Annotated in this window: 21 protein-coding genes and 1 tRNA gene; 5 read left to right on the top strand and 17 right to left on the bottom strand. The window is 68.2% G+C overall.

Annotation, left to right across the window (positions count from 1 at the left end):
* Position 1: 1 nt before the first annotated feature.
* Positions 2-1,105, top strand: coding sequence for an ABC transporter ATP-binding protein (locus ACQE3L_RS00315; RefSeq protein ID WP_426961816.1), 1,104 nt, complete (start codon positions 2-4; stop codon positions 1,103-1,105).
* A complete protein-coding gene (locus ACQE3L_RS00320) occupies positions 1,102-2,337 on the top strand; it encodes an ABC transporter ATP-binding protein (RefSeq protein WP_426961817.1) in 1,236 nt (411 codons plus the stop codon). The genes ACQE3L_RS00315 and ACQE3L_RS00320 overlap by 4 nt, the downstream gene beginning before the upstream one ends.
* Before the next feature lie 138 nt (positions 2,338-2,475).
* Here ACQE3L_RS00320 and ACQE3L_RS00325 read toward each other — a convergent pair whose 3' ends face one another.
* The 4 genes from ACQE3L_RS00325 to ACQE3L_RS00340 are packed head-to-tail and all read right to left on the bottom strand — an operon-like array spanning position 2,476 to position 6,991.
* Positions 2,476-3,402 (bottom strand): ABC transporter ATP-binding protein, encoded by a 927-nt coding sequence (locus tag ACQE3L_RS00325; protein ID WP_426961818.1) that lies wholly within the window; start codon positions 3,400-3,402, stop codon positions 2,476-2,478.
* Position 3,403: 1 nt separating this feature from the next.
* Entirely contained in the window at positions 3,404-4,561 is a 1,158-nt protein-coding gene (locus ACQE3L_RS00330; RefSeq protein ID WP_426961819.1) for a FecCD family ABC transporter permease, read from the bottom strand.
* Entirely contained in the window at positions 4,554-5,801 is a 1,248-nt protein-coding gene (locus tag ACQE3L_RS00335) for an ABC transporter substrate-binding protein (protein ID WP_426961820.1), read from the bottom strand. Before ACQE3L_RS00335 ends, ACQE3L_RS00330 begins: the two co-directional genes overlap by 8 nt.
* Positions 5,798-6,991 carry an ABC transporter substrate-binding protein gene (locus ACQE3L_RS00340; RefSeq protein WP_426961821.1) on the bottom strand — a complete coding sequence of 398 codons (1,194 nt, stop codon included), beginning with the start codon at positions 6,989-6,991 and terminating at the stop codon, positions 5,798-5,800. Before ACQE3L_RS00340 ends, ACQE3L_RS00335 begins: the two co-directional genes overlap by 4 nt.
* Before the next feature lie 241 nt (positions 6,992-7,232).
* On the opposite strand from ACQE3L_RS00340, the gene ACQE3L_RS00345 reads away from it, so the two are divergent.
* Positions 7,233-7,811 (top strand): SRPBCC family protein, encoded by a 579-nt coding sequence (locus tag ACQE3L_RS00345; RefSeq protein WP_426961822.1) that lies wholly within the window; start codon positions 7,233-7,235, stop codon positions 7,809-7,811.
* 109 nt (positions 7,812-7,920) lie between these two features.
* Positions 7,921-7,992: transfer RNA gene (locus ACQE3L_RS00350), tRNA-Ala, on the top strand.
* A 344-nt stretch (positions 7,993-8,336) separates the two neighbouring features.
* Here the strand turns inward: ACQE3L_RS00350 and ACQE3L_RS00355 are convergent.
* The 7 genes from ACQE3L_RS00355 to ACQE3L_RS00385 all read right to left on the bottom strand — a co-directional run bounded on the left by ACQE3L_RS00355 (position 8,337) and on the right by ACQE3L_RS00385 (position 18,461).
* Positions 8,337-8,720 (bottom strand): hypothetical protein, encoded by a 384-nt coding sequence (locus ACQE3L_RS00355; RefSeq protein ID WP_426961823.1) that lies wholly within the window; start codon positions 8,718-8,720, stop codon positions 8,337-8,339.
* A 491-nt stretch (positions 8,721-9,211) separates the two neighbouring features.
* The gene (locus ACQE3L_RS00360; protein WP_426961824.1) at positions 9,212-10,009 is read right to left on the bottom strand and encodes a hypothetical protein; all 798 of its coding nucleotides are present in this window, start codon (positions 10,007-10,009) and stop codon (positions 9,212-9,214) included.
* A 294-nt stretch (positions 10,010-10,303) separates the two neighbouring features.
* On the bottom strand, positions 10,304-10,555 hold the full coding sequence (locus ACQE3L_RS00365) for a type II toxin-antitoxin system HicA family toxin (protein WP_426961825.1): 252 nt from the start codon (positions 10,553-10,555) through the stop codon (positions 10,304-10,306).
* Positions 10,556-10,825 (bottom strand): type II toxin-antitoxin system HicB family antitoxin, encoded by a 270-nt coding sequence (locus ACQE3L_RS00370; protein ID WP_426961826.1) that lies wholly within the window; start codon positions 10,823-10,825, stop codon positions 10,556-10,558.
* A 142-nt stretch (positions 10,826-10,967) separates the two neighbouring features.
* Positions 10,968-15,062, bottom strand: coding sequence for an Eco57I restriction-modification methylase domain-containing protein (locus ACQE3L_RS00375; RefSeq protein ID WP_426961827.1), 4,095 nt, complete (start codon positions 15,060-15,062; stop codon positions 10,968-10,970).
* Positions 15,063-15,337: 275 nt separating this feature from the next.
* Positions 15,338-17,722 carry a receiver/sensor box histidine kinase gene (locus tag ACQE3L_RS00380; RefSeq protein ID WP_426961828.1) on the bottom strand — a complete coding sequence of 795 codons (2,385 nt, stop codon included), beginning with the start codon at positions 17,720-17,722 and terminating at the stop codon, positions 15,338-15,340.
* A gap of 124 nt (positions 17,723-17,846) precedes the next feature.
* Positions 17,847-18,461 carry a DUF192 domain-containing protein gene (locus ACQE3L_RS00385; RefSeq protein WP_426961829.1) on the bottom strand — a complete coding sequence of 205 codons (615 nt, stop codon included), beginning with the start codon at positions 18,459-18,461 and terminating at the stop codon, positions 17,847-17,849.
* 99 nt (positions 18,462-18,560) lie between these two features.
* Here ACQE3L_RS00385 and ACQE3L_RS00390 point away from each other — a divergent pair, with 99 nt between their 5' ends.
* On the top strand, positions 18,561-19,997 hold the full coding sequence (locus ACQE3L_RS00390) for a DUF7289 family protein (protein ID WP_426961830.1): 1,437 nt from the start codon (positions 18,561-18,563) through the stop codon (positions 19,995-19,997).
* A gap of 46 nt (positions 19,998-20,043) precedes the next feature.
* Here ACQE3L_RS00390 and ACQE3L_RS00395 read toward each other — a convergent pair whose 3' ends face one another.
* From ACQE3L_RS00395 to ACQE3L_RS00420, 6 genes are read right to left on the bottom strand one after another with little or no spacing between them, the layout of a single operon-like run.
* Entirely contained in the window at positions 20,044-20,805 is a 762-nt protein-coding gene (locus ACQE3L_RS00395) for a DUF7289 family protein (RefSeq protein WP_426961831.1), read from the bottom strand.
* The gene (locus ACQE3L_RS00400; RefSeq protein WP_426961832.1) at positions 20,802-21,272 is read right to left on the bottom strand and encodes a DUF7266 family protein; all 471 of its coding nucleotides are present in this window, start codon (positions 21,270-21,272) and stop codon (positions 20,802-20,804) included. The genes ACQE3L_RS00395 and ACQE3L_RS00400 overlap by 4 nt, the downstream gene beginning before the upstream one ends.
* Complete coding sequence (locus ACQE3L_RS00405; protein WP_426961833.1) at positions 21,265-22,200, bottom strand: DUF7261 family protein; 936 nt, start codon at positions 22,198-22,200, stop codon at positions 21,265-21,267. Before ACQE3L_RS00405 ends, ACQE3L_RS00400 begins: the two co-directional genes overlap by 8 nt.
* Entirely contained in the window at positions 22,188-22,796 is a 609-nt protein-coding gene (locus tag ACQE3L_RS00410) for a DUF7288 family protein (RefSeq protein ID WP_426961834.1), read from the bottom strand. Before ACQE3L_RS00410 ends, ACQE3L_RS00405 begins: the two co-directional genes overlap by 13 nt.
* On the bottom strand, positions 22,790-23,326 hold the full coding sequence (locus tag ACQE3L_RS00415; protein ID WP_426961835.1) for a DUF7287 family protein: 537 nt from the start codon (positions 23,324-23,326) through the stop codon (positions 22,790-22,792). Before ACQE3L_RS00415 ends, ACQE3L_RS00410 begins: the two co-directional genes overlap by 7 nt.
* Positions 23,316-25,355: a type II secretion system F family protein gene (locus tag ACQE3L_RS00420; protein WP_426961836.1), complete on the bottom strand. Its 2,040-nt coding sequence runs from the start codon at positions 25,353-25,355 to the stop codon at positions 23,316-23,318. The genes ACQE3L_RS00415 and ACQE3L_RS00420 overlap by 11 nt, the downstream gene beginning before the upstream one ends.
* Positions 25,356-25,392: the final 37 nt, after the last annotated feature.

The following is a 25,392-nucleotide window of genomic DNA, read 5'->3' on the forward strand; positions in this document are numbered from 1 at the left end:
GATGGACGCGAACACCACTTCGACCGGCGGACGAATCGGCGACGGAAGCGACGCGGACGCCCTGTTGACCGTCGAGGACCTCTCGGTGCGGTTCGACGGCCGCGACGGCCCGGTCGACGCGGTCGACGGCGTGAGCTTCGCGCTCGACCGCGGCGAGACGGTGTGTCTGGTCGGCGAGTCCGGCTCCGGCAAGACCGCCACTTGCGAGGCGATCACCGGGCTCGTCGCCGAGGAGGGCGCGAGCGTCACCGGGCGCGTCACCTTCGACGGCCGGCGGCTGACGGAGCTCGGACCCGGAGAGCTTCGGGAGGTCCGCGGCGACCGGATCGCGCACGTCTTCCAGGACCCCGAGGGCGCGCTCGACCCCGTCTACACGGTGGGCGAGCAGATCGTGGAGTCGATCCGCTACCACCGCGACGTCCCGAAGGCCGAGGCCCGCGAGCGCGCGATAGATCTCCTGGACACGGTGGGGATCCCGGAGCCGGCGGCGCGGGTCGACGACTATCCACACGAGTTCTCCGGCGGCATGAAGCAGCGCGCGCTGGTCGCGTTGGCGCTCTCCTCCGACCCCGACGTTCTGATCGCGGACGAGCCGACGACCGCGCTCGACGTGACCATCGAGGCCGGTATCCTCGATCTGTTCTCGCGGCTGCAGGCGGAAGAGGGGCTCGGCGTCCTCTTCGTCACCCACGACTTCGGCGTGGTCGCGGAGGTCGCCGACCGGGTCGTGGTCCTCTATGGCGGCACGGTGATGGAGCGCGGCCCCGTCTCCGCGCTGTTCGACCGGCCGGCTCACCCCTACACGCGCGCGCTGCTGTCGTGTCTGCCCGGTCGCGGGGACCTCGACCCCATCGGTGGCGAGCCCGTCGACCCGCGAGACCCCCCGGAGGGCTGTCGGTTCGCGCCGCGCTGTGCCCACGCCACGGGCGCCTGTCGGTGCGGGGGACAGCCCCCGGAGTACGCGGTCGAGGGTACGAACCACCGCGCCGCCTGCGTCTACTACGGGCCAGACCACGACCGGAGCGAACTGGAGGAGGACGGCGCCGACGACTCGGGCTTCGAGTTCGGTCGGGACCCCGCGCCGTCGGACGGAGGCGAGCGATGAGCGACGCCGAACCGCTGCTCCGCGTCGACGACCTCGAGAAACACTTCTCCGTGGGTGAGGGGCTGCTCGGTCGCGGCGGCGAGTCGCTGCACGCGGTCGACGGCATCTCCTTCGACGTGCGCCGCGGCGAGACGGTCGGGCTCATCGGCGAGTCCGGTTGCGGCAAGTCGACCGCCGCGGAGACGCTGCTCCGACTCCGGGAGCCGACGGGCGGAACGGTGACCTTCGACGGCGACCGGGTCGGCGAGTACGGCGACGACGAGCTCCGCGCGTTCCGGCGCCGCACGGGGATGATCTTTCAGGACCCGGTCGGGAGCTTCGACCCGCGGCTGACGGTCGGAGAGTCGGCCGCGGAGTTCCTGCGGGTGCACGGCGTCTCCGACGCGGCGACGCGGCGTGCGGTCGTCACCGACCTCTTCGAGCGCGTCGGGCTCTCGGCGGACCACTACGAGCGCTACCCGCACGAACTGTCCGGCGGGCAGAGCCAGCGCGCCGCGCTCGCGCGGGCGCTCGTGCTCAACCCGGACCTGCTGATCGCCGACGAGCCGGTCTCCGCGCTCGACCTCTCGATTCAGGCGGCGGTGCTATCGCTTCTCGACGATCTGCAGGCGGAACTCGAGTTGAGCGTCCTGCTCATCACCCACGACGTGAGCGTCGTCCGCGAGATCTGCGACCGCGTGAACGTGATGTACCTCGGCGAGATCGTGGAGTCCGGACCCACCGAGGCGGTGCTACGCGACCCGGAACATCCCTACACCGAGGCGCTGATCGACTCGGTCCCCACGCCCGACCCGACCGCGGAGCGGGAGACACAGCCCCTCTCCGGCGAGATACCGGAGGCGACGAACCCGCCGTCCGGCTGCCGGTTCCACACGCGCTGTCCGGTCGTGATCCCCCCCGCGGAGTTCGACGGCGACGCCGACGCGTGGCGCGCCGCCTTCGACTGCAAGCTGACGGTCGCGGACCCCGATTTCGGCGGCGAGGCGCTGGCCGACCGCGTGGCCGAGCCCACGTCCGCGGGCGTCCGCGAGGCGTTCGACCTCCCGGAGTCGGTCGGCGACGAGGACCTCGACGCGGCCCTGACGGCGGCGGTCGAAGCGCTCGCGGCCGGGAACGTCGAGGAGGCCGGCGATCGACTGGCCGCCTTCGAGTCGGTGTGCGAGCGCGTCCCGCCCCCGGACGAGCGCGTCGACGAGCACCACGAGGCGGCGTGTCACCGCGTCGGCGAGTGACGGGACGCTTCCGCGTCCGGGCGGCGGGGCGTCGCGCGATCGATCCGGGATTCTCGCGGTTCCTCCGTTCCTGCTGCAGGTCCTGTTGCTGGGGACGGCACCGTCCGGAAAGCCCCGCGCTTCAGGGCGGGGAGGATATCAATCGACCGGCCGGTGCGGATGGATCCGCGGGCCGTCGGGAGCGTCGGTGTCGACGCTCGCGACCACGTCGAAGACGTCCTCCAGGAGGGCCTCGGTGACGACCTTCCGGGGCGGGCCCCAGTCGTACACGGAGCCGTCCTTCATCGCGATGAGGTTGTCCGCGAACCGCGCGGCCTGCGCGATGTCGTGGAGGACGACCGCGACGGTCACGCCGGCCTCCTCGTTCAGCTCGCGGACGACCTCCATCACGCGGAGCTGGTGGTGCAAGTCGAGGTACGTCGTCGGCTCGTCTAACAGCAGCACGTCGGTCTGTTGGGCGAGCGTCAGGGCGATCCACGCGAGCTGCTTCTGGCCGCCGGAGAGGTCCCCGACCGGCTCGTCGCGCAGGTGGTCGACGCCCGCGAGTTCGATGGCGCGGTCGACCGCCTCGTCGTCCGCCTGCGTCACCGCGTCGAAGAAGCCGCGGTGGGGATAACGGCCGTGGTAGACGAGCTCCTCGACGGTGGTGCTTCCGGGCGCCTCGTTCTCCTGTGAGAGCATCCCCACCTCGCGAGCGAACTCCTTCGACCCGTACTCGGAGATGGACTCGCCGTCGAGCAGCACCTCGCCGGCCTCCGGCTCGAGCTGCTTCGCGAGCGACTTGAGCAGCGTCGACTTGCCGGAGCCGTTCGGTCCCACGAGCGCGGTCACCTCGCCGGCGGGCACGTCGACGCGCTCCGTCTCGACGACCGGCTCCGCCGTGGCGGGGTAGCCGAGTTCGAGCTTCTCGCCGTGGAGCGCCGGCGTCCGGGCCGGCTCCGTGACCTCGTCGCGCGCGCGCCGCTCTCCGGTCGTCTCCGCGGCGCTGTCGTCTCGATCCGTGTCCGACTCCTCGGAGTGGTCACCGTCGGAATCCCGCCGTGTCTCGGCGTCGTTCCCCGTCATCTCACAGGTCACCCAGTTGCTCCTGCCGGCGCATCAGGTAGAGGAAGTAGGGGCCGCCGACCAAACCGGTGACGATCCCGACCGGGATCTGGACCGGGTCCATCGCGAGCCGCGCACCGACGTCCGCGCCGACCATCAGCGCCGGCCCGACGAACAGGCAGCCGACGATCAGCTGTCGGTAGTCGGAGCCCACGAGCGTCCGCACCATGTGCGGGACGATGAGGCCGACGAAGCCGACGATCCCCGCGACGGCGATGGCGGCCGCGGCCGCGAGGATGGCGACCGCCGACAGCGCGAACCGCACGCGCTCGACGGACATCCCGAGCGAGCGCGCGGTGCGCTCGCCGAGCAGCAGGACGTTGAGCTGTCGCGAGCCCGCGAGCGCCAGCACCGTCGCCAGCAGCGTCCACGGGAGCGCGAGCCGTACCTGCTCCCAGTCGGTCCCCGTCAGCGAGCCGGTCGTCCACGCGATGGCCGACTGGACCACGCCCAGGTCGTCCGCGAAGAAGAAGATCCCCGTCTGGAGCGACTGGAAGACGGTGCCGACGATGACGCCGGCGAGCACCAGGCGTACCGGCGAGGTACCGCCCTTCCACGCGATGACGTAGACGATCAGGAACGCGGTCGTCCCGCCGAGCGCCGCGAGGATCGGTAGGAACGCGGTCAGCCCGGAGAAGACGACCAGCGTGAGCAGGATCGCGAGCCCCGCCCCCGACGAGACGCCGAGGATGTACGGGCTCGCGAGCTCGTTGCGCGTCACCGCCTGGAAGATGGCGCCGGAGATGGCGAGGTTGGCGCCGACGAGGATGGCCACGAGCACCCGGGGCAACCGCACCGTCCAGACGATGATCGTCTCGTGGGCCAGCTCCACGTCGGTCGTCCAGCCGAACTGCGCGGCCAGCGCGCCGCCGACCGTGTCGCCGAGGAAGAACTCCGCGAGCAGGCCGGGATGCCCCCAGATGTCGGGGTCGAGGACGGCCCGCCACGCCTCGGTCACCGTCATCGAGAACGTCCCGAAGCTCACCTGCACGAGGCCGCCGAAGACGACCACGGCGGTGCTGGCGACGATCACGGGGACGAGCGAGCCGTCGAACCCCTCCAGGAGTCCGGCGGCGCGCCCGCGGGCGGACGTGGACGCCTCGCCCGAGGCCTCAGACATCGCCCGCGACCACCTCCGCGACGCGGTCGCGGTCGAACAGGCGCTCCTCGGCCGGGATCTCGGGGTACGGGCCGCCGTCGTACTCCGGCCACGCGCCGAACCGCTCCGGGAACAGCTGTTTCGCGGTCATCTCCGTCTGGAACAGGTTGACGATCGGCCCCTGCATCGGGTTGCCCGAGGGGTAGACGCGGTCCTCGGCGACCGCCGTGAGCTCGCTCCCGACCGCGTGCTCCGAAAGGGTCGTCCGCACGTCGGGAACGGAGTAGTAGGAGGCCAGCCCGTACGGGTGGAGGATGACGTCCGGGTCGAACTCCAGCATCGCCTCGTAGTCGTAGCTGGTCTCGAAGGTGATCTCCTCGCCCGCGAACGCGTCCTCGACGCCGAACGGGCGGACGTGGGCCGTCGCGTAGCCGGGCGCGTTCGCCGCGGTCGGGTAGAAGGTCCCGTCCATGAAGATGGTCACCGCGACCGTGGGGCGCTCCGAGGCGGGCGGCAGTCCCTCCTCGATCGTCGCGAGGAGGTCCGCCCGGACCTCGGCGAGGGCCTCGTAACGGTCCTCGGCCCGGAAGACCGGGGCGACCCGCTCCGCGGTCTCCCAGACGGTGTGGTACTCGTACGCGTCGGCCCACGCGGCCGGGGGCTCGCCGTGAGTGCGGCTGAAGTAGTTGCCGAACCACGGCCCGACGTTGTCGGCGATCTCGGCGGTGTCCTCGCGCTCCCACCCGTCGAAGGAGGTGACGAGCGCGGGGTCGATCAGGTGAAGGTCCGAGTCGAGCTCGTACAGCAGCTCGGCGTCCACGTTGACGCCCGAGTTGCCGTCGTTGAGCTGCGCGAGGTCACCCCAGTCGGTCTCGACGCCGTCGAGGCGCTCGTAGTAGGCCGACAGCGTCGCGCCGTCGACCGCGGCGTCGAAGCCGAGCGAGTTGACGGCGTCCGCGCGGCCGTACGCGACCGCCAGGTCCGCGTGGAGCAGGTCGTACACGGCGACGCTCTCGGGCTCCGACTCGAAGGTCACCTCGCCGACCGGCGCCAGCGAGGCGCCCCAGGAGTCGGCGTCGTCGGTCGCCGTCGCGTCCGCGGCGTCCGTCGCGGTCCCGTCCGCGGTCGAGTCCGCGTCGTCCGCAGGCGCGTCCTCGCCCGCACAGCCGGCGAGCAGCCCGCCGGCGGCCACGGCGGCCGCGCTCCGCCGGAGGTAGCCGCGTCGGGTCGAGCCGGTCTTGGAGGTGCCGGTTCCGTTCACGGCTCCTCCGTGATGATGGACGCGAGCTCGTCGCGGTCGAACAGCTCCCCGGAGAACGTGTCCGGGAAGATGGCCGTCGCAGCGCGCTCGAGGTTGAACAGGTGCTGGATGGGGCCCTGATAGATCGGGCCGCCGCGGAAGACGCGCCCCTCCTGCACCGCGGTCAGTTCGCTGGCCACGTCGTGGCCCTCCATGAACGCGAGGACGGTGTCGGCGAACTCCTCGGCGGTCTTGTCCTCGTGTCCGCGGACGAGGACGACGTCCGGATCGACCTCCAGCATCGTCTCGTAGTCGATCTGGCCGCGCTCGCTGGTGGAGAGCCCGTCGATGCCGGTGTCGGCGAGCGCGTCCGAGAGCCCGAGGTCGTGCCACTGCTTCTTGTTCGTCCCCTGGTCGCTGAGCCGGTACGGCGAGAATTGCTCCGGCTCGTTGCCCGCACCGAACGTCAACAGCGCGTTGGGGCGCTGGTCGGCGGGCGGCAGGTCGGCCTGGATCGCCGCGACGACCTCGTCGTGGAACTCGGCGAACGCCTCGTAGCGCTCGCGCTCGTCGAACACCTCGGCCACCTTCTCGAACGTCTCGTAGAGGGTGTAGTAGCGGTAGTCGTGCCACGGGTCCGTCCGGCGGAAGACGGTGTTCCCGAGGAACGGCGCGACGTTGGACGCGACCTCGTCGATGTCCTCCTGCTCCAGTCCGAAGAAGCCGTTGTTGGTCAGCCACTGCGGGTCGGTGAGGTGGACGTCCGCGTCGAGTTCGTAGTAGATCTCCCGGTCGATGCCGCTGTCGCCCAGCACCTGCGTGATCCCGTCTTTGTCCACGCTCACGCCGTCGAGCTCGTCGTAGGCGTCGGTGTGGTAGCGGCCGATGTTCCCGAGGCCGACCAGCCCGTCGCCGTGCCCGAGCGCGACGCCCATGTCGGCGTAGCCCGGGAAGTACGTCTCCCACGTCTCGGGCACCGACTCGAAGGTCACCTCGCCGACCGGCGCCATCGAGACCGAGTACGAGTCGTCCGCGTCGGTCGCCGTCTCCTCGGCCGCGGTCCCCTCCGTCGCGGTGTCCCCGGAGGCGCCGGTCTCCGTCTGCTCCGCCGTCGATCCGCCGTCTCCTCCGGTACAGCCGGCCAACGCGGCCGTGAGGACGCCGGCGCCGGTCGTGAGGACGTTCCGTCTCCGCATGCGGTCGTCGGTCATACTGTTTAGGCCACCCTAAACAAATAAAACCCCGTCGATCTTTAGGCCGGCCTAACCACGTGACCGAATGTCGTGGGTCCCGGTCACGAGGGGTAGAGAGGGTCGGCATCGACAGCGACCGGGCCTCGGTCGACCGCGGCGGATCGCGGTCGGTCGCGCACGGATTCGGTCGACCGCTGGAGGGACACGAGCGTGCGACCGCGACGGCCGGGTTTAACACGCAGCGGCGAGAACGCCGGTCGTGGACGAACTCGTCGTGCGAACGACGGTGTACGCGGCGCCCGCGGACGTCTACGAGTTCCTGCTGGACTTCCCGCGGTACGACCGGTACTCGGAGTACCTCGACCGCGTGGAGCGGCTACGGGGCGACGGCGGGCCGGGGACCGAGTACGCGCTCCGGTTCGCGTGGTGGAAGCTCGGTTACACCGCCCGCTCGGCGGTCACGGACGTCGAGAAGCCGACGCGCATCGACTGGCGGGTGACGAAGGACATCGACGCCCACGGCTGCTGGCGCATCGAGTCGACGACGGTCGACCCCGAGACCGCGGACGCGGCGATCAAGCTCCCGGACGACGCCGACCCGGACGCGGCCGCCATCGACGCCTGCGAGGTTAGCCTCGAGATCCGGTTCGACCCCGACTCCGCGAGCGCGGACGCCGTGGACCTCCCGCCGCTGGCGTCGTTCGACTGGGTGCTCAAGAAGGCGATCCCCCTGATCAAGGAGGAGGCCGAGCGCGTCGTCGAGCGCGCGGTCGCGGACTTGGAGGGGAGCGGCCGCCCCGTCTCGCTGGACGTGCGGGTCGACTCGGACCGGATCTGAGGGCCGGAGGACCCGCGGTCAGCCCCCGGCCCGCGTGCGGTTCCGTCCCGCGGAGCCGACGAGTCGAAGGCCTTATGTCTCAACCCGGGATACGTGTGGATGCGAACGCGGGCTCGTAGATCAGTGGTAGATCATCCCCCTGGCACGGGGAAGGCCGTGGGTTCAAATCCCACCGAGTCCATTTCTGAACGCAGTGAAGAACTGACGAGCGTGAGCGTTCGCGCGGACGAAGGCAGGATCCCAACCACGCGAATCCACGTACCGTTCTGTACTCCCGTCGGGTCGGACCTCGTCTCCGTCCGGTCGCGTTACGACGGAGCGAACCATCGCTGGTGTTGCGTACTGTTCACTCCAGGAACGACACGAAACGTGCCCAGCCGCATGTGGCGTCGAGAGTGAGAACGAGAGCAGTCGCTCAGCCAAGGAGAAGCGCAAAGCCGACGAGTAGCGTAAGAGCCAGCCCACCCCAGATGAGTACCTTGTACGGGTCGAACTCGCCCGCGGTCATCCAGAAGTTGTTGATGTTCATAAGTCGTCTTCCTCGTCCGTAGATTTCTCGTCTTCGGTGTTATGGTTTGCGTCGCCATTTCCTTCCGCAAGGGAATCCGCGAGTTCCTTCGCGGTCTCTCGAATCGCGGCCGCGATGAACGCGAACGCAATCAGCAACAGCGCGACCATCAACGATACCAGGGTGTCGTTTTGGTTGACCACCAGCAGTATCCATGCGAGATACCCGGATGCGAGAACCAACAGCGACGCGTTCGCGACACCCTCCGCGGCCGTCATCAGCAGTCCCTGCGACACCAGTTCGCCGGTGATCTGACGGGAGAGATACTGAAGAGCGACGAAGAGGAGACTCAGAAACACCGAGCTGATCTCCAGTACGGCAACGGCGATGTCAGTCGCCATCAGTTCCACCCGGGGTAGTCCCGGTGCCCGCCCTCCGATCACGCTCCACGACTGCTTGGTCGATAACGCGCCGAGGAGGACGGCCTGTACCGGAGACCGGTGGCTCTCGTGTCCGAGGTTCCGACATCGTGGTTGCGGCAGTGTACCCGCGTATTCCGGGATAAGTTCTCGGTGGCGATGCCGGTCGGTCATCCATCCCACGGGACTCGGCAAGTCGGCGTAGAGCGGATGATCACGAACACCGATCGGATCTCGGCGCGCCGCTTCACGTTCAGTTCCGGCGCGCCCGTGGCTCAGGCCGTTCCCGGTGGCCGACCGCGTCCCGGGCATGGCGACGACCGATGCCGGTGACTCCCGGTACGAGGCGTTTCGCTCGCTCGCGGCCGAGCTGCAGGTACGGCGCGCGGGCGTCCACGGTGCGCGGATGGCCGAGCGCCTGCTCGCGATCGCGGACCGGAGGTGTCCGATCAGGTGCCGCTCCCCGCGGCGAGTCACGGGTCCCAGAGGCTGTCCTTCGTGAACGTTGCCGTCCGGGTACAGTCGGGGGCGTCACACTGGAGTCGGACCCTGTCCTGAATGTAGTTCCACTCCTCCTCGTTGACGACCGTGAAGCCGACCGTGTCGAACTCGTCGTTGCGAACGAGGTGCCGGTTCTGGGTGGTCAGCCACGGGATCCCGCACCCCTCGCAGTTCATCTCCCACAGGACGGTGAGGTGGCTCTCCCGCGCCTCCCGGGCGGCGTCCTCGATCCGCTGCCGGCCCCGCTCGATCGCCCGCTGCTCGCGCTCGGCTTCGCGTGCCGCCTCCCGCTTTTGCTCACGTTCCCGCTTGTCCTCCTTGTACTCCGCGTAGGAGTCCAGCGCGCTCGCGCCGGCGGCCGCGGCGGTACCGACCGCCTCGACCGCGTCCTTCGTCAGCTGCTTGCTGTACTCCTCGGACATGTGCTCTTTCTCGCCGATGCTCAGGCCGATCTCGCCGACCGGCCCGGTCCTCGTCGGTGCCAACAGCTCGAACGTCCCCAGCCCGGCGGCGATGACCCCCACGAGCAGCATCGGGATGCCGAACAGGTAGCCGAGAACGGTGCCGAGAACCGCCGGGAGTACGAACAGCCCGACGCCGCCCAACAGAACCCCCGCGGCGACGAACTTCCACGACCGGCTCCGCGCCGCCTCGACGTCGTCGTACCCGCACTGTCGGCACGCGTCCTCGTTGACCGGCGTGAGTTCGCCGCACTCGGTGCAGGGACCGTACCGCGGCTGCCCGCAGGACCCACACTCCTCCGTGCCCATCGACGCCCCACAACTGGGGCAGGTCTCCCGCCGGTCGCCGCAGTGGCGGCAGAACCAGTCGTTTCGTGTCAGTTCGTATTGGTTGCAGTTCCCACATATTGGCATGGTGTGCTAAATCATCTCTAGCACTATATGGATTATGCGGGAAAATTGTCACAAACGCCGTTCTTGGGGTCTGAAACGGATGAATCCTCGTCGTGGTCGGGGAGTCGTCCCGGGGCGGGCGTGGATCGTCCGCGGTCGCGGACTCCGCGATCTCGATCTTCTCGTCGCCGAGTTCGCGTCGGTCCGGGATCAGGCGTTGCGATCGATCCAGTCGCAGAACGCGTCGAAGTCGCGCGCGCCAGCCTCGTCGGCGATCTCGCGGAGCGTCCCTGTCCGGAGTTCGTCGTGTAAGGGAACGGTGACGTGGCGCCGGTCGTCCTCGTTCGTCGGGTGGCGGTAGTACAGTTGCGCGTGGTCGCCGGTCGTCCGTCGCCACTCGAAACCGCCCGCGTTGACGAGGACTGTTGCGACCTCGCTGCCCGAGAAGGTTCGTCTACCCATTCAGTCGAGTACGTCCGGCGGCTCCCGGTCGCCCGTCGTGTTGGCCTCGGGATCGATCCCCAGGGCTTCCAGTTCCGCGGCCGTCGGTTCGCGTCCGGCCTCGCCGTGGTGGAGCGCGACCGCCTCGTCGAGGTTCTCCAGCGCGGCGGCGCGTGACTCGCCTTGCGTCGTCACGCCCGTCTCGACGTCCTTGGCGATCCACCAGTCGTCCTCGCGCCAGAGACGGATCTCGTCCTCGTGGTCGTCGCCGTCTCTCGTCGACGTGGCCATTACGGATACATACGTGCGGAATGCCGAATAAGGGTTTGGGCGACCGCGGCCGCTCCGCGAGCCGCCCGGGTGCCGGTCTCAGACGCCGCCGACCCGCCACAGACGTGCTGCCGTGTCCACCACCTCGAAGGCGAGTTCGGGGTCAGTCGTCCGCGACCGCGGACTCCACGATCTCGATCTCCTCGTCGGTGAGGTCGTAGAGGTCGTAGACGATCTCGTCGATGAGCGCGTCCGTTTTCTCGATCTTCGCGTCCAACTCCTCGGCGCGCTCCTTCGTCTCGACGTAGCGGTCCAGATCCGCGGCCACGTCCTCGGGGTCCGGCAGCGTCATCGCCTTCAGGCGGTCGAGCGGAGAGTTCGTCTTCGTCGCGTTGTCGCGGAAGCCGGCGAAGCCGCCGGCCTCGTCGACCGCGACCGGGACGAACGCCTCCACGAGCGCGGCCTCGGTCTCCGACAGGTCCAGCAGCGTGAACGCCTCCAGATAGTCGGTCTCGGTGTAGCCGTAGGTGTCTGTTTCGTGGGCGTCCTCGTCCTCCGGCTTGTACCGCGCGGTCGCGGAGACCGTGACCGCCGTCCCGTCGCGCTCGGCGCGCACGTCGCCGACGCGGAGCTTCTCGTAGTCCTCTGCGGTCGCGTCGAGGACCCCCGACGCGGCCGGCTGGAACAGCCCGATGTCCGGGAGCCTCGGGCCGTCTTCGTAGTTGCCGAGGTAGTCGAGGAGGTCGAGGTTGAGATCGGTTTTCCGTTGTTTGGCTTCATAAATGTCGTCTGCTGCGTTTTCGAGGGCTTGCAGTGCGTTCTCCTCATCATTGACCGACAATTGGCGGGCAGTTTCAGGGAGAGGAATTGGAATCCTGAGACTAAACATCGGCTTAAATCGAAGATAATCACCACTAACGTGAGTCCCTCCGTAGATCTGGCGATAATATGAATTGACGAACTGAGAGTTAAAAACCGCCAAAAGATACTTCAAAGGAACTTCTTCGGTTTCTGGGGTAACGCTATACAAGGTGTTCAGGGCAAAAAGGCCTCGTGCGTCAAATGCAGCAACCGGCCGATAGCTTATGTCCCTGATGAATAATTTTCCATCTCTGTCGAATAAATCTCGATCACGAAGGTCGCCATATTCCCCATTGTCACTATCGATCAGTGATTCATCATACCGGATGTATTGGCCACTCCATTCTGCCAGATAGCGATCGATTGATTTTCCGTCTACTAGTTTTTCGCAGGTGTCGTCAACCGGTTCATCAACTATTAATTTCTCTCGAACATTTCCTGTGTGGATGGCTTCGGTCATTTCGACATAATCACCTAACCGAGCACACCTCTCAAGAATACCAGATACGAGTGGTTCTACCGCCGGGTCCAGATTAACTGGGATGATCCCACCGATATCTTGGATCGTCTCCCTGCGAATGTCTGTTGAGACGAGGTCATTCAATCCCTCGTCCGTCCTTGGCTTCCGGATACTGACAACGTCTGTGGGCACTCCACGTGTCTGTAAAATAACTGGATAGATGTCCGCAGTAGGGAACACATCCTGAACAGAAACATCCGTTATCGAGTGTATGCCGACTTCTTCAAGAAGGAGACTACGGAGGTTCTCACCGTAACCCGTCGTAGTCCATTTATTTGGTATGATGTAACTGTTTAAATCGCTGATCTCCGCAGCGAGTTCTATAAATGGGATATATATGTCAAATGCACCCTCTGCCGTAGCGTAGTTCGACTTGTAGTACTCCTTTTGTTCATCAGGTAGGTTTCGACTTCGTATATACGGCGGATTCCCGATCACCGCGTCGAAGCCCGCGTTCTCCATGCGGTCGCCGTCCGCGTCGTAGAACGCGACGGGGAACTCCAGTTCCCAGTGGAAGAACTGTTCGTCGTCGGCCATCGCCTGCGCACTTTTGAACCAGTCTTGCTCCTCGATGCTGTCCCACGCGCTCTGCTGGAGGGCGCGGGCCATGCGCTCGTAGGCGTCGCCGGGCACGTCGAGGCCGAACCGGTCGGCGGTGTGGACGTTCGCCATCGCCAGCAGGTGCCGATAGAGCGGGTCCTCGCGGACCTCGTCGTAAACGTCCTCCATCTCCTTGGCGTCCGCGAGGGTCTCGTTGTCGATGGACAGCAGGTCCGCGAACCGGTCCATCACGTGCGCGAGCGCCTCCTGGCGCGCGTGGTCGAAGAACTGCGTGAACGTGACCTGCCCGTCTGCGGTCGCGGCACCGTCCGAGACCTCGCCCCCGCCCTCGGTACCGACTTCACCGTCCGCGTCCTCCTCGCCGTCCGCGAGCACGTCCTCGATGTCGCTCCCGACCAGCGAGTTCCCGGTCTTCAGGTGGTGGTCGAGGAAGGCGAGCGGTTGCTCGGCCGCGAGCGTCCGGAGCCACAGCGAGACCTTCGCGAGCTCGGTCGCGAGGGGATTCAGGTCCACGCCGTAGATACACCGCTGGGCCACCTTCCGACGCGCCCAGTTGATGTCGTGGTCCTCCTCGACCGTCTCGATCCCCTCCTGTGCCGCCTGCTTCTCCTGCGCGTCGATGATCTCGCGGGCGAGGTAGTCGACCGCGCTCGTGAGGAAGTGGCCGCTCCCCATCGCGGGGTCGAGGATCTTGAGGTCGAAGACGCGCTCCGCGAACTCGTCCGCGAACGTCCCCGCCTCCTCGTCGCCCTTCCGGTAGCTCGTCTGCCCGACCAGGTCCTCACGGATCTCCTCGACCAGTGGCCCGAGCGTCTCGTCGACGATGTACTCCACCACGTACTCCGGCGTGTAGTACGACCCCGTCGCCTTGCGCTCGCCGCTGCCCGTCGTGAGGTAGACTTCTCCCTCCTCCACGGCGACCGCGTCACCATCGTCGCCCTCCGCGGCCGCGACGTACTCGCCGTCGTCGAGCGCCATCGGTCCGTCCGCGACGTGGAGCTGGTACTCCAGCAGGCCCTCGTAGATGCTGCCGAGGTGGCGGACATCCAGCGATGAGTAGTCGACGAAGATCTTCCCGCCGCCCTCGGCCCGCCGGCTCCGCGTGAGCAGTTCGATGACCCGCGCGAGGTGTGCGTCCCCCACGGTGTGTTCCGCCAGGAACTGCGCCTCGGGGTCGTCGTCCTCGTCCGGGTCCGTCCGAAACAGCCCGCCGTTGTACGCCGGGATGTGTAGGTCATCTTCGGGGATCCCGCGCGACTCGCTCCCCTGGTCGATCAGCGCGAACAGCTCCTCCAGCCGCGAACTCAGGTCGTCCTGCCAGTCGTGATACTTCGGATCGCCGCTGTCGAGTTCCGCGGCGACCTCCTGTTTCAGCGCGTTCAGGCTGTACGACTCCTCGTAAATCTCGTTGTCCGTGTCCAGCAGGTTCCGCCCCTCCGCCTCCGCGTACAGGACGAAGATCAGGCGGTAGAGGTAGATGAGCGAGGCGTCGTGAACGAGGTCCAGATCCGCTTCTTCGAGATCGTTGTCGGGATACTGGAGGTACCCCTCCGAGAGCACCTTGATCGCCTCGTAGATGTTGTCCTGCAGGTCCTCGCCCAACTCTTGGGCGAAGACGTTGGACTCGTCGTACACGTCGTCGAGGAAGCAGTCGCCGCCCGCATCTTCCAGAAACGCCTCGTGCCGGAAGAAGAGGTAGAAGAACTTGAAGTCCTCCAGATCACCTTCCTCGAGGACCGTCGGTAGGTCCACCTCGTAGTAGGAGTCGAGCCGGTGGCTCGTCGGCCCGTAGTAGAGCCGCCACTTCTTCCCGTCCGTCAGCACCGCCCAGCGGGCGGGCGTCTCCTGTAAGTAGACGTGGATCTGGTAGCTCGGGTTCTCGAAGTCGCGCTCGTGCTCGCCGCTCCCGCGCGTGTCGAGCGGCCGTCCCCAGCGTTTAGCGTCCGCGACGGCGACCGCGTTCTCGTAGAAGTCGCCGCCTTCGTTTTTGTTGTCGAACGCCTGCCGAGCGACCTCCTCGCTCGGGAAGAAGCCGTAATCCGGTCGGCGCTGGCCCCGCTGCACCGTCTCCTCGACCTCGAAGGGGATGCCGAGCTTCCGGAACATCGGCCGGATGAACTTCTCCTCGAGGCCCGACTCGGTCCGCTCCGCGACGGTCCCCCGCTGTTCCTCCCACAGGTCTCGTATCTCCTCGCGGGCCTCCTCGAGTTCGGCCTCGCTCACCTCGTTCCACGCCTCCGTTTCGGGGAGGTGTTCGTCAAGATAATGGTTCGAGAACAGGTCGCGGTTCGTCCGGTAGGTGAGTGCGGTTTGCATGCGTTAGACAGGTGTGAGACCGGACCGTTCGTCCGCGCCGATGGTAACGGTTGGGGCGGGAGCAACCGACCCGGCGTGAGAGTCCTCGACCGCGCCATCGTCGTCGCCTTCACTTTCGACAATGCCGGAGCCGGCCGCTCGGGTCCGGGAGAATTTCTCGTCGATCCACTCGACTTGTTTGCGGCTCATCACGTATGCGGCGACCGAATACGGGCAGCCGTATAGACTTTTCTTCAATCCGTCACCGAGGGGGACTCCGTCCCCGCTTCCCCGGCCTACCCGGTCCGGATCTCGAACCGCGCGCCGCCGTCCTCGCTCTCACCCACTTCGATCGACCAGCCGTGGCCCTCGGCGATCTGCTGGACGATGTGGAGGCCCAGCCCGGAGCCGGACGACTCGTCCGAGAAGCCCGCCTCGAAGACGCGGTCGCGGTCGGCCGGGTCGATCCCGGGGCCGTCGTCGGCGACGTAGAAACCGTCGGACAGGTCGCCGACCGTGACCGTCACCGCGGGGCCGACGTGGTCGACCGCGTTCCGGAGCAGGTTCTCCAGCAGTTGGCGGAGTCGGCCCTCGTCGGCCCGAATCTCCCGCGTGGTCTCGACCCGGAGACTGGCGTCCGCGGTGTCGACCCCCTCCCAGCACGCCTCGACGACCTCGGCCAGCGCCACGCGCTCGGTGGACTCGATGCGCGTGCCGTCGCGGGCGAGCGCGAGCACGTCGTCCACGAGCGTCCGCATTCGGTCGTGCGCCCGCGCCACCGCGTCGAGGTGCTCGCTGTCGCCCTCGAACTCCGCGCGCGCGAGCTCCAGCCGACCGGTCGCGACGTTCAGGGGGTTCCGCAGGTCGTGGGTCAGCGTGCTGGCGAAGCCGTCGAGCCGCTCGTTCTGTCGGTCGAGCTCGTCCCGCTGGCGAACGAGTTCCCGCTCGTGTTCGAGCCGCGAGAGGGTCAACTCGGCGGTCGTCGCCAGCAGCCGCCCGAGGAAGGCGTCGCTCTCCGCGAAGGAGTTCGGATTCGTCGTGGCGACGCTGACGGTGCCGTGATCGCCCAGCGGAATCACCATGAGGCTCCGGATCGGCGGGTCCGGGTCGACGTCGCTCTCGCGTTCGGTGACGTCCCCGTGGACCTGCGCCGTTCCGGACTCGTAAGCCCGCCAGTTGAGGCTCTCGCCCGGCTCGAACGCCTCCCGCGGGGTCACGGTCTCGACCGCGGTCTCCGTCGCCGCCGCCAACACCAACGCGTCGCGGTCCGCGTCGTAAAACCGCACGGTAGCGAGGGGGAATCCGATCACGTCCTCGGCGGCGCGCACCACGAGCCGGGCGACTTCGTCGGCGTCGGGGGCCCGCATGAGCTCGCGGGTCGTCTCGTGGAGCCGCTCCAGCCGGTCGGTGCGGTCGCGGAGCTCCCGCTCTCGCCCGACCGCGTCGAGCGCCGCCGTGAGCGTCCGCCCGACGATCTCCACGAAGCTGCGGTCGATCGCCTCGAACGCCTCCGGCTCTACCCGGGAGACGACGAGGACGCCGTGGTCACCGAGCGGGTAGACGACCGCGGACCGCGAGGGCGTTTCCTCGCCGAGCGTCCCGACCGTGTGCGTGTCGGCGATGTACCGCGACTCGCCGGTCCGGAACGTCTCCCACACGACCCGCGAGTCGGTCGCCTCGTCGTCGGCGCCGTAGGCCTCGGGGACGCCGATGCCCTCGCGGACCTCGTCGAGCGCCGCGACCCGCTCCAGTCGGCGGCCGTCCTCGGAGACCAGATGGACGCCGGCGAGCGGCGAGTCCAGCGCGCGGTCGACGATGTCGACGGCGATCCGAGCGGTCTCCGCGACCGAGGACGCCTCGATCAGGTCGCCCGTTCGGCGAGCGACCCGCTCCAGCGCGTGTTCGCGCCGCTTCCGGTCGGTTATCTCGCGGACGTACACCACCAGCCCACCGACCGCCGGGTCGTCGAGCAGGTCCCGGCCGCGGGCTTCCAGCCAGGTCCACGTTCCGTCGCCGCTCCGGAACCGGAACTCCGCCGACGGCCGCCGGTCCGGGTCGCCGACCATCGCGGAAAAGGCCTCCATCGTCCGCTCGCGGTCCGCCTCGTGGACGTAGTCGAAGCCGTTCTCGCCGACCAGCTCCTCGGGCTCGTACCCGAGCACGCGCTCGGCGGTCGGGCTGAGGTACCGAAAGGTCCCGTCGGGGTCGACGATCACGATGACGTCCGTCGACTCCTCGATCAGGCGTCGGTATCGCAGGTGGGGCTCCTCGGCCTCCCGTTCCGCGCGGTAGCGCGTGACGGCGTTCTCGATCCGGTTCGCGAGCACTGCGTACTGGCTCGAGCCGGTCTCCTTCCGGAGGTAGTCGGTCGCGCCCCGCCGGATCGCCTCGGCCGCGACTCCCTCGCTCCCGTCGTCCGCGAACAGGACGAACGGGAGCTCCGGATGCGACTCCCGAACCGCCTCCAGCAGCTCGATGCCGTCCGTGTCGGGGATGGCGTAGTCGGAGACGACACAGTCGATCGGCCCGTCGCGGAGCCGGCCGAGCGCCGCGTCCGGGTCGGTCGCCGTTTCGACGACGAACCGGTCCGACTCCCGCTCCAGAGAGTCCGCCGTCAGCCCGACGGACTCGCCGTCGTCATCGATCGCGAGCACCCGGATCGGATCCGACGACGAGACCATTGGTTGAATGACGTATCCCGATCAACTATAACGTGTGGGTATCCCCCCAGGCTCAGGGACAAAAATAAACTCCCAGATGCGGTTATGGGTGCTCTGCTGGGCGCTCGATCCGATCACGCCGTCATCACCGCAAGTCGAACGAGACCTCGTCGCCGACCTCGACCCCGCGGTCGGTCGTCCAGTCGAGGACGACCTCCAGGACGAACTGACCGGTGCCCGGGTAGCGCTGCTCCTCGCCGTCCTCGTCTGGGGCGGGCGCGGGCGCGTGATGGATCTCGGTGATGCGCCGGTCGGCGCCCACGTAGACGATGTCGATGCCGAAGTCCATCTCGCGCATCACGAACGTCCGCGCCGCCGCCGCCTCGTAGACGAACAGCATCCCGCGGTCCTCGGGGAGGCGCTCGGTGTCGCTCAGGCCGAGAAACCGCAGGTCGGAGGTGTCCGCGATCGCGGCGGTCACGCGGCCCCGCTCCGTGCCGTCCGGGGCGGCGACGACGACTTCGGTGCTGTCGTAGTTTCGGTGGACGGGCGTTTCCGATCCCGCGTCCGCCGAGCCGTCGGACGCCGTCGCGGTCGACGTCGTGGACCCGGCTTCCGTCCCCTCCTCCGAACGCCTTCCGGGGACGCCGATCCCCGCACAGCCGGCGAGCCCGGTCGACAGCGCCGCCCCCGCGCTGGCGAGCACTCGTCGTCTGGAGGACCGCGCATCGCCCGAATCTGGGGGCTGCCGATCGCTCACGGCCGCCGCTACGGCCGACGCCGGCAAAGGCCTTCCTCTCGGGGTCTGCACCGCACCGGCGGGGCGAGACTTATGTGTCTCGGCGGCGTGACCACGAGCATGGAACACGGCCGCGAGCGTGCGCAATCGGAGCCGATCGGGGTGATCCTCGTCCTCGGCATCTCGCTCGCGGTCATCCTCGTCTCCGTCGGCATCGGGAGCGCGCTCGTCACGGAGTCGACTTCCGACGTCGAGACGGAGCGCATGGAGAACGGGATGTCCCAATTCGGCTCGAAGGCGAGCCTGGTCGCGCTCGGCGAGTCGGGACAGAAGCGCGTCCCCTTCGGGCAGTTGGACAGCGGCGACGTGACGGTCGACGGCGGGAGCGGCAGCGTCACGATCCACCACCGGGTGAACGGGAGCCTCGACGAGATTCACAACACGACGCTCGGCGCGGTCGTGTACGAGAACGACGGCGACCGCGTCGCCTACCAGGGCGGGGGCGTCTGGTCCGTCTCCGACGGCCGGTCGCGAATGATCTCGCCGCCGGAGTACCACTACCGGAGCAGCACGCTCACGTTCCCCATCGTTCGCGTGACGGGCAACGACACCGCGTCGGGGTCCGCCGCCGCGCGGATCAGCAGCGACTCGGTCGGCCAGCCCATCTACCCGAACGGGAGCTACACCAACCCGCTCGACGAGGGCGTGATCGTCGTCGAGGTCCAGAGCGACTACTACGAGGGCTGGGCGCAGTTCTTCCGCCAGCGTGCCGAGGGAGAGGTGACGGTCCACGACGCCAACCGGACCGTCGTCGCTGAACTGGTCGTCCCCGAGGACCTGACCGTCAATAACGCCGTCTCCGCCCAACAGAACTACAACGAGAACGGCAACGCGGGGACCGACGACCGCGTTGAGGAGGGTGAGCCGCTGCCGGGAGTCGACGGTATGTTGCAGGACGAGGTCAACGACGCGAGCGCGAGCAACGACAACGACCAGCACTCCTGTATCGACACGTCCGGGATCAGCGCCGGCTGCACGCTGACCGCGGGCACGTACTACATCGACGGCGACGCGACCCTCGGCGGCGACCTGAACATCAACACCTCGGCCGGCGACGTGAACATCGTCACGAAGGGCGACTTCGACATCGGCGGGAACGACGTCGAGGTGGTCGACGGCTCCGATAACGGCGTCACCTACTACGTCAACGGCTCGCTGAAGGCGCAGGGCGGCGCCTGGGTCGGGACGAGCGCCGCGTCGGTCGACGCCGACCGGAACGTCTTCCTGGTCGGCGACCAGGTGGTCGACGACTCGACGGGCGGCGGGAACATCCAGTTCGACGCGGTGATCTACGCGCCGGACGCGAACATCGACACGAACGGCAACCTCCAGTTCAACGGCGCGCTCTACGCGAACGACATCGACGTCGGCGGGAACGTCCAGATCGACTACGACGAGGAGTCGCTCGTGGAGTTCCAGATCGAGCTCACCTCGACCGAGAACACGATCACGTACCTCCACATCAGCGAGAACACGGTCGAAGTCGAGCTCGAATAGCGGCCGGCGGCGCGCGGCGCCCGACCGGTCGGAACCGCCCGTCCCCCTATCGGTCGAACCGGACGTTGATCGGCGTCCGCTGGACGTACACCGTCTCGGTCTCGACCGACACCGCGACGCTCCCGTCCGCGGCCGCTTCGACGGTGAACCCGTCCGTCCGCTCGAAGTACCGCTCCCAGGCCGCCGCGCGCGGCGACGTTATCTCGATCCGGACGTGGGTGTCCGGCTCCGTGGCGTTGACCGTCCGGACGTGTGACCGGTACGCGCGCTCGGCGACGATCCGGGCGGTCGTCTGCCCGCCGATAGCCCCCTGACTCGCCGCCCGCGTGCTCAGGAACACGAGCGCGGTCCTGTTCGCCCCGCGAACCATTGTCGGCGGCCGGACGACCGTCTCTCCGCCGCGGTCGACCCGGAACAGCGCGCCCCCCTCCACGACGTAGCTGGTGGCGCCGGACTGGTAGCGGACCGGCCTGATCGTGGCGTTCGTCGTGTTCGCGGGATCGACCCAACCGCTTTCCGTCTCGTTGTACTCGCCGACCCGGACCGAAACGGCGTCCGCGAACGACAGCGTCCCGCCGGCGAGCCGGAGCTCCGTCGCGCGACTCGGGGCGTCGTTGCGGTGGATGTCCCGGAGGTTGTCGTGGAGCACGTCGAACGCCCGCTCGACGTTGTTCACCTGCTCGGCCTGTCGGCGGTCGTCGAGCCCGCCGAGCCCGGCCGCGAAGACGGTCCCGATGGACGCCGTGATCAGCGCGAAGACGAGGACGTACCCCACCACGTCACTCACCCCGCGGTCGTCGCGGATCACGCCGACCGCACCTCCAGCGACCCGCCGACGTACCGGATATCGACGTCACCGCCCGGAATGCGGCCCTCCTCGATCGGCGTCCGGAGCGCCGGCAGCCGGTGGGCGACGCGCACGTCGTCGCTCGTCATCACGAGGCGGTCGGTCCCGCCGCTCGACTCGACGGCGATGGTGTAGCTCCGTCCCGCGACCGTTCGCGGCAGCTCGATCCGCACGGCGACGGTCGGTGTCGAGGCGTTCGAACTCGCGGCGACGAGCCGGTCGGCGCCCGCGACCTCCGCGGCCGCCTGCGAGCCCAGCACCTCGAGTTGCGCGTCCGCGGACTGCGTCGCGCGGGAGTCCATCATCCCGCCGGCCGCGGTGATCAGCCCCCCGATGAGGATGGCCGCGACCGCGAGGTTGAGGACGTAGCCGACCATCACCGAGACGCCCCGCGTGTCGTCGCCGAACCGCGCGAGGGCGTCACGCATCCGTCTCACCCGGTGCGACCCGGATCCGCGTCTCGTAGTCCACCGACTCGCTGCGGAACTCGACGTCGACGGTCACGGCATAGACGGCCGGCGAGACGAGCGGCGCGTCGTCCACGTCGGCCTCGTCGACCGGTCCGGCGACCGTCAGCTCGTAGGTCCCGTTGGCCGCGTCGCCGCGGTCGTACGCCACGTCGTAGGTGCCGGTGGAGTTCCACAGCGACCGGCCGCAGGACCGGTCGTCGACGGCGCCGTCGGTGAGGTCCACCGCGACGACGCCGCTGGGCGCCACGGGGCGACAGACGACCGTCGGGTCCGGGTCGCCGGCGTCGCCGACCGCGACCGTGAGGTTCCCGCCGTCGGACGCGTTCCGGTAGACGTAGACCTGTCTGGCGCTGTCGTTCCGGGAGACGGCGAAGGAGTCGTTGGCGGGGTCGCTCGTCTCCGCGACCTCCGTGGCGTTCACGCGCAACACGAACGACCGCGTCCGGCTGACGTTCTTCGCCAGGGTGAAACTCGGCGTGCCGCCCGCGCCGACGAAGGCGCCGCTCTCGTTCTGTTCGATGAAGAGCCCCGTCTCGCGGTCGACCGTCCTCGTCTCGATCACGACGCCGCGGCGGCCGTACCCCTTCGCGAACAGCTCGTCCAGCCGCTCGGTGTCGTTCTCTACGGCCGCCAGCACGTCGGTCTCGGTGTCGTAGTGCTGCCGGTTCTCGGCGTCGACGACGCCGCCCGTCGTCGCCCGGACCTCGCCGACCGCCGCGAACGCCGCGGAGGTCTCGTCGCCGCTCCCCCGGGTCGCGAGGTTCTCCGAGTAGATGGCGCCGTTCAGGAGCACCGCGAGCACGACCAGGATGGTCGCGATGACGAGCGCGCCGACGAGGAACAGCTGCGCGCGGTCGCCTCGCCGGAGGTCGGTCACATCCGCCATACGACCAGCCTCACCTCCACCAGGTTGTACAGCTCGTCCGGCGCGACGTTCTCGGCGTAGAAGGACTCGTCCGCCGACGAGCCGACCGCCTCCAGCGTGCGGTTCTCGTAGCCGTCCACCGTCAGGGTGCTGTCGTTGTACAGCGCGACGGAGCGCGTCGCCGAGACCGCGTTGTCGCTCGGCGACCCCATGTACACCACCCGCTGTGCGGACATGGTTCGCCCCTCGCGGTGGTGTGCGACGTAGACGTTGTAGGCGATCCGATGTGACCCGAACGTCGCCTCGAGGGTGTCGCCGAAGGCGAGTTCCTCGGGGAGCCGGTTCGGGTACTGTTCCGTCTCCCCGCTCCCGTTGAACCGTTCCTCCTCGGGGTTCCAGTGGAGGACGAACTCCGTGAGGTCGCCGTTCGCGGCGCCGGTCGCGAGCACGTCGTTGGCCGCCGTCCGCTGCTGGTTCTCGATGTGCTGGCTCGACGTGCTGGCCGACAGCGGCGTGACGGCCGTCGCCTGGAGCGCGAACATGAGCGCGCCGACGATCAGGAGGGCGGCGACGAACGCCTCGAGCGTGTGCGCCTGTGCGCGGTCCACGGCTACCATACCCTCACGGTCAGCCGGTAGATGGTCCCGTCGAGCGAGACGACCCGCCTGGCCACGGAGACGTCGGTCGGGACGGTGTCGCCGTTCGACCGGCGGAGCGTCACGGAGTGTGTCGTCCCCTCGACCGGAATCTCGACGGTCGCCTCCTGCGTCACGGGGTCGGTCGGTTCGTGGATCACGACCTCAGCGCCGTACTCCTCGATCCCCAGCGTCGACGCGAAGTCGGTCGTTCCGCTCGCCGTGCAGTTGTAGTCGGAGGCGAGGCTGTCGTTCGCGGCGAAGAACGCGACCGTACAGGGACCGCTCAACACGCCCGGCTCCGCGCCGTCCGCGACGAGCAGCCCCTCAGCGAGCTGTGCCGCGCCCGCGTCCGCGACCGTGAGCGTCTGGCTCTGCACGCCGATGAAGGGGTCGAAGAACGCCGACACGCCCGCGAGCACGCCCGCGAGCGTGACCAGGAACACCCCGGCCCCGACCGCGAAGTCGAGCGTCGTCTGTCCGCGGGCCGACTCGCCCCCCTCAACCGACATAGATCCACACTCCCAGCGCCATCGTGATCAGGATCACGACGAACTTCACCCCGGAGATGACGTCCGCGCTCCGGATGTAGCCGCTGATGAACCCCGAGAGGATCGCCTGGAGGGTGACCGCGTGGAAGAACAGCAGCGACAGCAGGTCCGGGTCGACGCCGCCGCCGAAGTCCATCCCGCCGGCGCCGCCTCCGCCCCCACCGCCGCCGCCCTGTTCGACGAGGTCGGCCATCACGTCGATGAACTGCGTCTGGAGGATCGCCATGACGCCCAGAAGCGTCACGTACGTCATCAGGATGATCGCCACCTGCATCCGGGTGCGGGACTTCCGCTCGCGCTCGATATCGTCCTGATTCTCGGAGGCCTGGGCCGCGGTCGTCAGCACGTCGGTGATCTGCGAGGACGCCTCCTGGGCCTCGGAGATGAGCTTGATCGTCCGCGCGAGCCGCGGGATCCGGTACTTGTTGTTGAACTCCACCATCGCGTCCCGGAGGCTCATCCCGTAGTTCACCTTCGCGTACATCATCTCGAACTCCTCGGCGAGCTTGCCGGAGGAGGTGTCCGCGACCGTGTCGATCGACTCCAGCAGGGTCTGGCCGGTGTCGTTCGCCGAGGAGAGCTTCCGGAGGTTGTCGGAGAGCTTGCCCGTGATCGCGCCGCGGGCGCGCTCGTTCCACGCGTGGAAGAACGCCAGCGGCACGAGCGTCAGGTACGCCGGCACGTAGATCCAGATGAACGTGCTCCAGATCGGCTCGGCGATCCACTGGTCGACCGCGACGGGCGCGGCCCCGGTCGCGAAGGCGACCCCGACGAGCACGAGCGCGGCCGGCACCGTCAGCGCCAGGGTGTAGAGGGGGTTGTCCCGGAAGAAGAGGTGCGGCGCCGACAGCAGCTCCTTCGTCTTGTGGGTCCCCTCGCGGTCCTTGATCCGGTCGAAGACGCCGAAGCGGCCGACGAACCCCTCGACGAGACCGAGGTGGAGCAGCCCCTCCTTGCTCGACTGCTGGAGCCGCTCGCTCCCCCCCTCCGGCCGGAGCATGCCGTCGCCCGGCTCGTCCTGCTTGACCGTCGAGACGAGCACGAGGAACCCGACCCCGGTCAGCGGGATGAGGACGTAGACGGTGCCGTACAGCAGCTGGTCGTTGGCGTTGCCCAGCATGCTCATGATGACGAGGATGATGATCAGCAGCAGCGGGAACAGCGAGAGGGTCATGTACATCTCGCCGAACAGCTCCAGGGTCTCCAGCGTCATCTCCTGCTGCTGTTTGGCGGTCCGCATGTGCTTGTCCTTCTTGTCCTTCAGGAACTGCTCCATGTCCCCGCCGGAGTTGACGATGGAGAGCATGTCCGTCAGGAACTGCGACAGCTCGTCGCTCGGCGTGTCCATCGACTGCTGGCGGATGGCGTTCCGGTAGTCGGTGCCGAAGTACTCGGTCTCGTTGACGATGCTCCGGAACTCCTTGGACACCTCCCCGTAGGTGTCCTCCGCGCCCGCCATCGCGCGCAGGATCTCCAGCTGGTTGAGCCCGCCGACCGACAGCGCGTACATGAACGAGACGGAGTCGGCCAGCAGCATGTCGATCTCCCGCTTCCGCGAGGACGCCGTCGAGTAGGGGATCGCGAGCAGGCCGCCGAACCCCATCGCGAACCCGATGCTCCCGAAGAACAGCCCGCTCACCAGGACCGCGGCGGGCATCACGAGCGACCGCATCAGCTCCGCGGCCCCCTCGCTCGGGGCGGGGATGCCGATCGAGAGCGCCTCCGGCGTGATCAGCCCGATCGCGAAGATGCCGTAGCCGAACAGCGTTCCGACGACCCAAAGCAGCAGTCCGACGAGCAGCCCGACGCCGAGCGCGCGGGAGATGTACAGCTCGACGGTGTCCGCCATCCGCGCCTGGGTCAGCTTCGTCTCCACGTCCGCGACGAAGTCGCCGTCGGGGTCGAAAAGCAGCTGGAACAGCGGGTAGAACGCGTCCGCGAGCACTCCCGAATCGGCGTCGTCGCCGCCGAAGCCCGTATCGAGGCTCACGCCGACCCCCCCTCGATCGACGCTCCCCTCCGACTGG

The sequence above is a fragment of the Haloparvum alkalitolerans genome, assembly GCF_050122995.1.
Lineage (GTDB): Archaea > Halobacteriota > Halobacteria > Halobacteriales > Haloferacaceae > Haloparvum > Haloparvum alkalitolerans.